The sequence below is a fragment of the Mesorhizobium sp. M7A.F.Ca.CA.003.01.2.1 genome, assembly GCF_003998945.1.
In the GTDB taxonomy this organism is placed as follows: domain Bacteria; phylum Pseudomonadota; class Alphaproteobacteria; order Rhizobiales; family Rhizobiaceae; genus Mesorhizobium; species Mesorhizobium ciceri.
Genome location: NZ_RZRA01000078.1, coordinates 1 through 9,837, shown reverse-complemented (window position 1 = coordinate 9,837; position 9,837 = coordinate 1). Strand labels below are relative to the sequence as shown.

Sequence of the window (9,837 nt, the reverse complement as noted above, 5' to 3'; positions counted from 1 at the left end):
GACAGCACGCATCTAGCTTCCGAGAACCAACCTTCCAACGACGATCCCCAAGCAAAACGGACAGAGACGATGAATTGGTCATTCCAACTTTACAGCGCCCGCAATTTCCAACCCTGGGACGGTGTGCTCGCCATGCTCGGCAAGCTCGGCTACGCCCAGGTCGAAGGTTTCGGCGGCGTCTATGATGATCCCCAGGCATTCCGCGCCGAGCTCGACAGGAACGGGCTTGCCATGCCGACTGGGCATTTCTCGATCGACGCGCTCGAGAACGATTTTGACGGCGTGCGCAGAACCGCCGACGCACTCGGTATCACGCTGCTCATCTGTCCTTTCCTGATGCCCGACCAGCGGCCATCCGACGTGGCCGGCTGGCGTGGTTTCGGCGAACGCCTGGCCAAGGTCGGTGATGCCGCGAAAAAGGCCGGCTACGGCTTTGCCTGGCACAATCATGATTTCGAGTTCAAGAAACTTGCCGACGGATCGGTGCCGCAGGACCACATCCTGTCATCCGCGCCCGATGTCAGCTGGGAGATGGACGTTGCCTGGGTGGTGCGCGGCGGCGATGATCCGCTGCCGTGGATCGAGAAACACGGCAAGCGCATCAGCGCCGTCCACGTCAAGGACATGGCCAAGCCCGGCGAGGGGCTGGATGAGGATGGCTGGTCGGATGTCGGCCATGGCACCATCGACTGGGCCGCCCTGATCAAGGTGTTGCGTGCCAGGAGTGCTGCCCAATACTACGTCATGGAACAGGACAACCCCAACGACATCGAGCGTTTCGCCCGCCGCTCCATCGCAGCCGCCAAAACCTATTAGGAGCAACCAGCATGGCAAAGAAACTTGGCATCGGCGTGATCGGCTGCGGCAACATCTCGAAGGCGTATTTTTCGCTGGCGCCGCTGTTCCGCGGCATTGAAATGCGTGCCTGCGCCGACATCAACATGGAGGCGGCCAAGGCTCGGGCGAAGGAGTTCAAGCTGCGCGCCGACACCGTCGAAGACCTGCTCAAGGCCGACGACATCGACATCATCGTCAACCTGACCATCCCGGCGGTGCACTATGAGGTGTCAAAGCAGATCCTCGACGCCGGCAAGCACGTCTATTCGGAAAAGCCGTTCGTGCTGTCGGTCAAGGAAGGGCTCGACCTTAAGAAGCGGGCGGAGAAAAAGGGTCTGCGCATCGGCTCGGCGCCAGACACTTTCCTCGGCGGCGCGCACCAGCTGGTACGCAACCTGATCGACACCGGCAAGCTTGGCAAGGTCACGAGTGGCACGTGCCATGTCATGGGCCACGGCATGGAGCACTGGCACCCCAATCCGGATTTCTTCTTCCAGCCAGGCGCGGGGCCGGTGCTCGACATCGGACCATATTACATCACCAATCTGATCCAGCTGATCGGGCCGGTGAAGCAGGTCGCGGCCTTCGCGACGACGCCGGCCAAGGAGCGCACGATCAGTTCAAAGCCGCGCGCGGGTGAAAAGATACCGGTCAACACGCCGACAACCATCCACGGGCTGCTGGAGTTCGAGAACGGCGCCGTTATCACGCTCAACACCAGCTGGGACGTCTGGGCCCACGGCCACGCGCCGATGGAGCTTTATGGCGAGGCGGGTACGGTGTTTGTGCCGGACCCGAACTTCTTCGGTGGTGACGTTCGCTTCACCGTCGCGGCCAAGCCGGTCAAGAAGCTGCCGAACTGGCCGCATCCGTTCGGCGTGCCCAACGAGATGCATTCGCAAGGCATGATGGCCAACTACCGCACGTCAGGCCTTGCCGATATGGCGGTGGCGATCGCGGAAGGTCGGCCGCACCGCTGTTCGATGGAGCTGGCGCTGCACGCCGTCGACGTGATGACCAGCCTGCTGCGTTCCGGCGAAACCGGCAAGTTCGTCGCCATGCAGACCACCTGCGAACGGCCGGCCGCACTTGGCGTCAAGGAAGCCAAGGCGCTTTTGGCGAAGAAGAAATAGGGCAGCACACCTCAACCCTCTCCCCGTTTCGACGGAGAGAGGGTAAGGGTGGGGGGCAGAGCCAACTCGCCGCGTTGTGACGAATGCAGCCGACCGGCTCGTTTCCATTCGAGGATTTTCCGATGCCCTACACGCCCGCCGAAAATCGTTACGAGAAAATGGTCTACAACCGCTGTGGCCGCTCCGGCCTGAAGCTGCCGGCGATCTCGCTGGGCCTGTGGCACAATTTCGGCAACGACACGCCGCACAAGACCAAGCAGGCGATCGCGCGCAAGGCCTTCGACCTCGGCATCACGCATTTCGACCTCGCCAACAATTACGGTCCGCCGCCCGGTTCTGCCGAAACCGCCTTCGGTGAGATCCTGCGCACCGACTTCGCTGCCTACCGCGACGAACTGATCATCTCGACCAAGGCCGGTTACCAGATGTGGGCCGGGCCCTACGGCGAATGGGGTGGGCGCAAATACATTCTGGCCAGCCTCGACCAGAGCCTCAAGCGGATGGGGCTCGACTATGTCGATATCTTCTATTCGCACCGTTTCGATCCCGACACGCCGCTGGAAGAAACGATGGGTGCGCTCGACCATGCCGTGCGCTCGGGCAAGGCGCTCTATGCCGGCATCTCGTCCTACAATTCGCAGCGCACGCGCGAGGCGGCCGATATCTTGAAGCAGCTTGGCACGCCTTGCGTCATCCACCAGCCGAGCTATTCGATGCTGAACCGCTGGGTGGAGGAAGACGGCTTGCTCGACACGCTCGAAGGGCTCGGCGTCGGCTCCATCGTGTTCTCGCCGCTGGCGCAAGGCATGCTGACGGACAAGTATCTCGGCGGCATTCCGGACGGCAGCCGTGCGTCGCAGGGCAAGTCGCTGAAGACAGCCTTCATCAACGACAAGACCATCGCCAACATCAAGGCGCTCGACGCCATCGCCGGCAGGCGCGGACAGACGCTGGCGCAGATGGCGCTGGCCTGGGTGCTGCGCAAGGGGAGGGTGACCTCGGCACTGATCGGCGCCAGCCGGCCGGAGCAGGTCGAGGACTGCGTCGGCGCGCTCAAGGCGCTCGACTTCAGCGATGCCGAACTCGCCGAGATCGACACATACGCGCGCGAATCCGACATCAATCTGTGGGCGGCTTCTGCCGAGCGCAAAGGCCCGCCGAGGAAATAGGTCCGCTCGATAAGCCGGCAAAGCGAAAAACGGCGGGCAACCTGCCTGTTGCCCCGCTCCGATCGATGTTCTCGGCGGCCTTGCGGGCAGAATGCTGGAAACAGTAGCAAAAATGCCTGTTCGTCGCTATCTGGATGGGACATGGATCGTTTGTGCGCGGCGCAAGCGACGCAAGGCGAGTTGGAAACAGGATCATGGCGGCAAGGGATGTGCTGACGAAAAACCAGCTGTGCGTGCTCGAGAAACTCGAGACCGCCAGCGGACCGCTCAGTGCCTACACCTTGCTCGACCAATTGCGCGAGCGCGGTTTTCGCGCACCGCTCCAGGTCTATCGCGCGCTCGACACGCTGGTGAAGTCAGGTTTCGTGCATCGGCTTGAAAGCATCAATTCCTTCGTCGCCTGCGCCGAGCCGCATGACCACAGCCATTCGATGACTGCCTTCGCCATTTGCGACACATGCGGGCAGGTCACCGAAATGTCAGACCACGATGTCGGCCACAGCTTGGACGAATGGGTGCGCTCCACCGGCTTCGCCGCCAAGAAGGCGGTGATCGAGTTTCGCGGGACATGTGCCAAGTGTTTGGCTGAGGCGGCTTGAGGTGAGTTGAGATTCAGATGATGCCGGCCTGCAAATGGCGGCTTCCTGCCGCTTCCGGTGCTCACGTACGAAAAGTACGCTCCGCTCCGGTTCTCGGAATCCACCATTTTCGGCTCGGCCTGATCTGAATCTCAACACAACTTGCGTTGGTGCTAATGCGCCTCGTCCCAGTTGTTGGCGGCTCGCGCGTCGACATGCAGCGGCACCGACATTGAGACCGCCGGCATCGCCGCGTTTTCCATGACATGACGCACGACCGGGATCGTCGCCTCGACTTCCGCCTCGACGGTCTCGAAGATCAGTTCGTCATGCACCTGCAGCAGCATGCGTGCCGAAAGGCCTGCTTTTTCCAGCGCCTCCTCCATGCGGATCATGGCACGGCGGATGATGTCGGCGGCGGTGCCTTGCAGGCGGGCATTGATCGAGGCGCGTTCGTTGAAGGCGCGGAGCGAGGGGTTGGACGATCTTATGTCGGGGTAATGGATGCGGCGGCCGAAGATCGTTTCGACAAAGCCGTGCTCGCGGGCATAGGCCTTGGTCTCCTCGATGTAATCGCGGATGCCGGGGAAGCGCTCGAAATATTTCTTGATGTAGTTGCCGGCTTCCTCGCGCGGGATCGACAGCTGGTTGGCGAGACCGAAGGCCGAAATGCCGTAGATGATGCCGAAATTGATCGCCTTGGCGCGGCGGCGAACCTCCGAGGGCATGCCTTCGACCGGCACGTTGAACATCTCCGACGCGGTGATGGCGTGGATGTCGGCGCCGTCGGCGAAAGCCTGCCGCAGTTGCGGGATCTCGGCGACATGGGCGAGCACCCGCAATTCGATCTGGCTGTAGTCGGCCGAGACCAGCCGATGGCTCTTGTCGGTGATGAAGGCGGTCCTGATCTTGCGGCCCTCGGCGGTGCGCACCGGGATGTTCTGCAGGTTCGGATCGGAGGATGACAGGCGTCCCGTCGTCGTAGCGGCCAACGCGTAGGAGGTGTGGACGCGCTTGGTGTCGGGGTGGATGAAGCCGGGCAGCGCATCGGTATAGGTCGATTTCAGCTTGGTCAGCTGGCGCCAGTCGACGATCTTGCGCGGCAGTTCGTGACCTTCGGCAGCGAGATCTTCGAGAAGCTGCGCCGAGGTCGACCACTGGCCGGTCTTGGTCTTCGAACCGCCGGGCAGGCCCATGCGCCCGAACAGGATGTCGCCGAGCTGCTTTGGCGAACCGATGTTGATGCGTTCGCCGATGAGCTGGTAGATTTCCTCTTCGAGGCGAGCGGCGCCCTGCGCCAATTCGCCGGAGAGCCGCGAGAGGATCTGCCTGTCGACCGAGATGCCGCGCTGTTCCATGCGCGCCAGCACCGGCACCAGCGGCCGCTCCAGCCGCTCATAGACCGACACCAGGCCCTTGGCGGCAAGCCGCGGTTTCAGCACCAGCCAGAGCCGCAGCGTCACATCGGCGTCTTCGGCGGCATGAGCCGTCGCCTTGTCGATGTCGACCTGATCGAAACCGACCGAGCTTTTGCCCGAGCCGGTCACGTCCTTGAGCTGAAGAGGAGTATGACCGAGCCACTTTTCGGCAAGCGCATCCATGCCGTGACCATGGGGCGTACCGGCATCGAGCACGTAGGAGATCAGCATGGTGTCGTCGAACGGTGCGACATCGATGCCGTAGCGGCTCATGATGACAAGATCGTATTTCAGGTTCTGCGCGATCTTGAGAACCGATCTGTCTTCGAGCAGCGGTTTCAGCACCGCCAGCGCCTCGCGCAGCGGAATCTGGTTTTCGAGCGCGCCACCACCGAGCAGGTCGCCATTGCCGCTCATGTGGGCGAAGGGAATGTAGGCGGCGCGTCCGGGAGCCGTGGCGATGGCCATGCCGATCAGTTCCGCCTGCATCGGATCGGCGGATGTCGCCCTGACGTCGAAGGCGGCGATGCCAGCCTCCCGTGCCTCGGCGACCCAGGCTTTCAGGGTCGAGATATCGCGGATGCAGTGATAGGCCGAAATGTCGATCTTGCCGGTGGCCGCGCGCTCCAGCCTTAGTGCCGCGAGCAGGGAGGGGGTATCGCCTTGTTTTGACGTCTCCGCCGTCCCGCCGGCTTCGTCCGGTTCAGTGCCAGGCGCGTTTCGGGCAACCGGCGGCAAACCGGCGCCAACGTCCGGGCCATGGGCATGATCGGCGCGTTCGACGGTGACCGCGACGGCCTGGACGTCGCCGGCCTCGGTGCTGGTCGCTTCCGCGACACGGCGGGTCAGCGAGGTGAATTCCATGGTCTTGAGGAAACCGATCAGCTTCGGGCCGTCGGGCGCGTGCAGGACGAAATCCTCCAGACCCTCGGTCACCGGTACGTCGTTCATCAGCGTCACCAGCTGACGAGAAATGCGCGCCTTGTCGGCGTTGGCGATGATCGATTCCCGGCGCTTGTCCTGCTTGATCTCGCCGGCCCGGGCCAGCAGCGTGTCGAGGTCACCGAACTGTTCGAGCAGTTGCGCCGCCGTCTTCGGCCCGATGCCGGGCACACCAGGCACATTGTCGACCGAATCGCCGGTCAGTGCCTGCAGGTCGACCATCTTCTCCGGCGGCACGCCCCATTTCTCGATGACCTCCGGAATTCCGATCTGGCGGTCCTTCATCGGGTCGTACATGGCGACCGTATCGCCAACCAGTTGCATCAAATCCTTATCGGAGGAGATGATGGTGGTATCGCCGCCGGCTTCGCAGGCGAGCCTCGCATAGGTGGCGATCAGATCGTCAGCCTCGTAGCCTTCGATCTCGACGCAGGGCAGGTTGAACGCCCTGGTCGCCTGGCGGATCAGGCCGAATTGCGGGATCAAATCTTCCGGCGGTGCCGAGCGGTTGGCCTTGTATTCGGGGTAGAGGTCGTTGCGGAAGGTTTTTGACGAATAGTCGAAAATGACGGCGAAATGCGTCGGCACGATGCCTACATCGGTATTGCGGGCGTCGAGCATCAGCTTCCACAGCATGTTGCAGAAGCCGGAAACGGCGCCGACCGGCAGGCCGTCGGATTTGCGGGTCAGCGGCGGCAGCGCGTGATAGGCACGGAAGATGTAGCCGGAGCCGTCGACAAGGAAGAGATGATCGCCTTTTTTCATGCCGGCAGGGATAGCGCGGCGCGGCGGCTTGGTCCATGCCAAAGGCAGCCTCGACTATCGGTTCCGGCAACACCCTGACAGATCGCCGTCACCCTGCTCACGCCCATGTTACAAAACTGTAATTTTCGTGCCCTTGAATCGCCACGTTCAGAGACCCAAATACACGTCATCGGCAGTTTTCGCCGAGTCCGGAGCAAGGCCCGTCCCCCGCCTATCCCGGACACCTGCGGCAGCCTATCCCCCCTCTCCGGGCTGCCGCATCGTTTCGAGTAGAAGGCCGCCGTGGTTCCCCCTCCACCACGGCGGTCTTTTTTTGCCTCGCAGAGACGTTTGCAGCCCGTGGTCCAATGATCGCGGGCTTTTCGTTTTCCCGTCATGCCTTTACGGTTCCGGTTCTGAATCGAAAGGCTTCACATATGTCCGCAGTTTCCCCCGTCCTCGACCGTCTCGACAAGAATCTCGACCAGAGCCTCGAGCGCCTGTTCGGCTTGCTCAGGATCAAGTCCATCTCCACCGATCCAGCCTATGCCGCCGACTGCCGCAAGGCGGCGGAATGGCTGGTGGCCGAACTCGAGCTGATCGGCTTCGACGCCAGCGTTCGCGACACGCCCGGCCACCCGATGGTGGTTGCGCACCATGACGGCCCGGCCGGTTCGCCGCATGTGCTGTTTTACGGCCATTATGACGTTCAGCCGGTCGACCCGATCGAATTGTGGGAAAGCGATCCGTTCGCGCCTGCTGTCAAGGAGGTCGGGCCGGACCACAAGGTGATCGTCGGTCGGGGGTCGGCCGACGACAAGGGCCAGTTGATGACCTTCGTCGAGGCTTGCCGCGCCTGGAAACAGGTGCATGGCAATCTGCCTTGCCGCATCACCATCCTGTTCGAGGGCGAGGAGGAATCCGGTTCGCCTTCGCTGAAGCCGTTCCTCGAGGCCAATGCCGGCGAACTCAAGGCCGATTTCGCGCTGGTCTGCGATACCGGCATGTGGGATCGCGACACGCCGTCGATCTGCGTCGGATTGCGCGGGCTGGTGGGTGAGGAGATCACGGTGAAGGCCGCCGACCGCGACCTGCATTCGGGCCTCTATGGTGGTGCCGCCGCCAACCCGATCCGCGTCCTGGCCAGGGTGCTGGCCGATGTCCACGACAAGGACGGCCACATCACCATTCCCGGCTTCTATGATGGCGTCGAGGAAACGCCGTCGCAGATCCTGAAATCATGGGAGACGCTCGGCGAGACTGCCGAGACGTTCCTGGGACCGGTCGGCCTGTCGATCCCGTCGGGCGAAAAGGGCCGCTCCGTGCTGGAATTGACCTGGGCGCGGCCGACGGCCGAGTTCAACGGCATCATCGGCGGCTATACCGGCAAGGGCTTCAAGACGGTGATCGCGGCCGAAGCCTCGGCGAAGGTCTCGTTTCGCCTTGTCCACAAGCAGGACCCGAAAAAAATCCGGGCCGCGTTCCAGAAGTTCGTCAAGGAGCGCATTCCGGCCGACTGTTCCGTCGAATTCCATCCGCATGGCGGCTCGCCGGCAATCCAGCTTTCCTACGACTCGCCCTTCCTGGCCAAGGCCAAGAATGCGCTGTCCGACGAATGGCCGAAGCCGGCGGTTACGACGGGCAGCGGTGGCTCCATTCCGGTTGTCGGCGATTTCCAGACCTATCTCGGCATGGAATCGCTGCTGGTCGGGTTCGGCCTCGACGACGACCGCATCCACTCGCCCAACGAGAAATACGAGCTCAGCTCCTTCCACAAGGGCCAGCGCTCCTGGGCGCGGATTCTCGATGCCTTGACGCGCTGAGCAGCGGAACCCCTGTTTTCCTGTTGATTTTTCAGCCGATCGCGGCGAGGACGGGCCACAAGATAAAGCGCTGCAGCATCCCCTGCGGGTCAGGGGGCACTGTAGGGCTCGACCGGAGAAGACAATGGCCGATATCCGTTTCCATAAAAACGACCTGCCCGACCTCTCGCACTACAATGTCGGGGCAGTGGCCATCGACACCGAAACGCTCGGGCTCAATCCGCATCGCGACCGGCTGTGCGTGGTGCAGATTTCGCCCGGCGACGGCAGCGCCGACGTCATCCAGATCGCGCCCGGCCAGAAGAAGGCGCCGAACCTCGTCAGCCTGCTGAGGAACCGTGGCGTAACCAAGCTGTTCCACTACGGCCGCTTCGATCTTGCCGTTCTCTACAATGCGTTCGGCGTCATGCCGGAGCCGGTGTTCTGCACCAAGATCGCCTCGCGGCTGACCCGCACCTATACCGACCGCCACGGGCTCAAGGACATCTGCTTCGAGCTTCTCGGCGTCGGGCTGTCCAAGGCGCAGCAATCGTCGGACTGGGCGGCCGAGACGCTGTCGCCCGAACAGCTCGAATATGCGGCTTCCGACGTGCTCTATCTGCACCGGTTGCGCGATGTACTGGCCGGACGGCTGGCGCGCGATGGGCGGACCAAGGAGGCCGATGCCTGCTTCCGCTTCCTGCCGACGCGTGCCAAGCTTGACCTGATGGGCTGGGACGAAGAGGATATCTTCGCCCATAGCTGAGGGCCGTTGGCGCGCTCCGCGGGCCGGTGACCGTTTGGAACCGGATACAGGCCGTCGCGTTCTGTCGGCTCAGTTTGTCGGTGCAATTGGGGATAATGACATGGCGGACAGAAAGCCGATTGCGACCGCGCCGACAGACGGCTCCAAGGTCTCCGTGACCTGGAAGGACAGCGACGGCGTCATCAACGAATCCATCGCGCAATATCGCGACGACGGCTGGTGGGTCTATATCGACAGTCACACGCAAAAGAAGGTCGAGCCGACCAGCTGGCGCCCTGCCGCAAGCGACGACGACGATCAATAAGCGCGCCGCTGGTGAGGCCGGCTGCTTTCGAATAGCCTAAGCTGTTGATGTCGAGGCCGATTCGGGCTTTCCGGTCCGCGGTCGCCCTCTTGCTCGGAGGAAATCGCTATGGGTGTCGAAAGCTTGCTCGTCTTCATCATCATC

General features: G+C 62.6%; 8 protein-coding genes. 7 read left to right on the top strand and 1 reads right to left on the bottom strand.

The genetic code is table 11. The features are described 5' to 3' along the window. Nucleotides 1–69: 69 nt before the first annotated feature. From EN969_RS05710 to EN969_RS05695, 4 genes are all read left to right on the top strand, one after another. Nucleotides 70–816 (top strand): sugar phosphate isomerase/epimerase, encoded by a 747-nt coding sequence (locus EN969_RS05710; RefSeq protein WP_063169022.1) that lies wholly within the window; start codon nucleotides 70–72, stop codon nucleotides 814–816. Between the two features lie 11 nt (nucleotides 817–827). Beyond that, nucleotides 828–1,970, top strand: a complete 1,143-nt coding sequence (locus EN969_RS05705; protein ID WP_063169021.1) for a Gfo/Idh/MocA family oxidoreductase — start codon at nucleotides 828–830, stop codon at nucleotides 1,968–1,970. Between the two features lie 122 nt (nucleotides 1,971–2,092). Then, nucleotides 2,093–3,139, top strand: coding sequence for an L-glyceraldehyde 3-phosphate reductase (gene mgrA, locus EN969_RS05700; RefSeq protein ID WP_013529545.1), 1,047 nt, complete (start codon nucleotides 2,093–2,095; stop codon nucleotides 3,137–3,139). Between the two features lie 194 nt (nucleotides 3,140–3,333). Then, the gene (locus tag EN969_RS05695) at nucleotides 3,334–3,738 is read left to right on the top strand and encodes a Fur family transcriptional regulator (RefSeq protein ID WP_013529546.1); all 405 of its coding nucleotides are present in this window, start codon (nucleotides 3,334–3,336) and stop codon (nucleotides 3,736–3,738) included. 152 nt (nucleotides 3,739–3,890) lie between these two features. On the opposite strand, the gene polA is transcribed toward EN969_RS05695, so the two are convergent. After that, nucleotides 3,891–6,842, bottom strand: coding sequence for a DNA polymerase I (polA, locus tag EN969_RS05685; RefSeq protein ID WP_063170336.1), 2,952 nt, complete (start codon nucleotides 6,840–6,842; stop codon nucleotides 3,891–3,893). A 416-nt stretch (nucleotides 6,843–7,258) separates the two neighbouring features. Between polA and EN969_RS05680 the strand changes: the two genes are divergently transcribed. From EN969_RS05680 to EN969_RS05670, 3 genes are all read left to right on the top strand, one after another. Continuing rightward, a complete protein-coding gene (locus EN969_RS05680; RefSeq protein ID WP_063170335.1) occupies nucleotides 7,259–8,644 on the top strand; it encodes a M20/M25/M40 family metallo-hydrolase in 1,386 nt (461 codons plus the stop codon). Between the two features lie 124 nt (nucleotides 8,645–8,768). Further along, nucleotides 8,769–9,389 carry a ribonuclease D gene (locus EN969_RS05675; RefSeq protein ID WP_013529549.1) on the top strand — a complete coding sequence of 207 codons (621 nt, stop codon included), beginning with the start codon at nucleotides 8,769–8,771 and terminating at the stop codon, nucleotides 9,387–9,389. Nucleotides 9,390–9,489: 100 nt separating this feature from the next. Next, nucleotides 9,490–9,693 carry a hypothetical protein gene (locus EN969_RS05670; protein ID WP_013529550.1) on the top strand — a complete coding sequence of 68 codons (204 nt, stop codon included), beginning with the start codon at nucleotides 9,490–9,492 and terminating at the stop codon, nucleotides 9,691–9,693. The last annotated feature ends 144 nt before the right edge of the window (nucleotides 9,694–9,837 follow it).

Excerpts from the sequence above, each read along its gene's own strand:
- EN969_RS05710 (WP_063169022.1), top strand. The coding sequence starts at position 70 with ATGAATTGGTCATTCCAACTTTACAGCGCCCGCAATTTCCAACCCTGG.
- EN969_RS05705 (WP_063169021.1), top strand. The coding sequence starts at position 828 with ATGGCAAAGAAACTTGGCATCGGCGTGATCGGCTGCGGCAACATCTCG.
- mgrA (WP_013529545.1), top strand. The coding sequence starts at position 2,093 with ATGCCCTACACGCCCGCCGAAAATCGTTACGAGAAAATGGTCTACAAC.
- EN969_RS05695 (WP_013529546.1), top strand. The coding sequence starts at position 3,334 with ATGGCGGCAAGGGATGTGCTGACGAAAAACCAGCTGTGCGTGCTCGAG.
- polA (WP_063170336.1), bottom strand. The coding sequence starts at position 6,842 with ATGAAAAAAGGCGATCATCTCTTCCTTGTCGACGGCTCCGGCTACATC.
- EN969_RS05680 (WP_063170335.1), top strand. The coding sequence starts at position 7,259 with ATGTCCGCAGTTTCCCCCGTCCTCGACCGTCTCGACAAGAATCTCGAC.
- EN969_RS05675 (WP_013529549.1), top strand. The coding sequence starts at position 8,769 with ATGGCCGATATCCGTTTCCATAAAAACGACCTGCCCGACCTCTCGCAC.
- EN969_RS05670 (WP_013529550.1), top strand. The coding sequence starts at position 9,490 with ATGGCGGACAGAAAGCCGATTGCGACCGCGCCGACAGACGGCTCCAAG.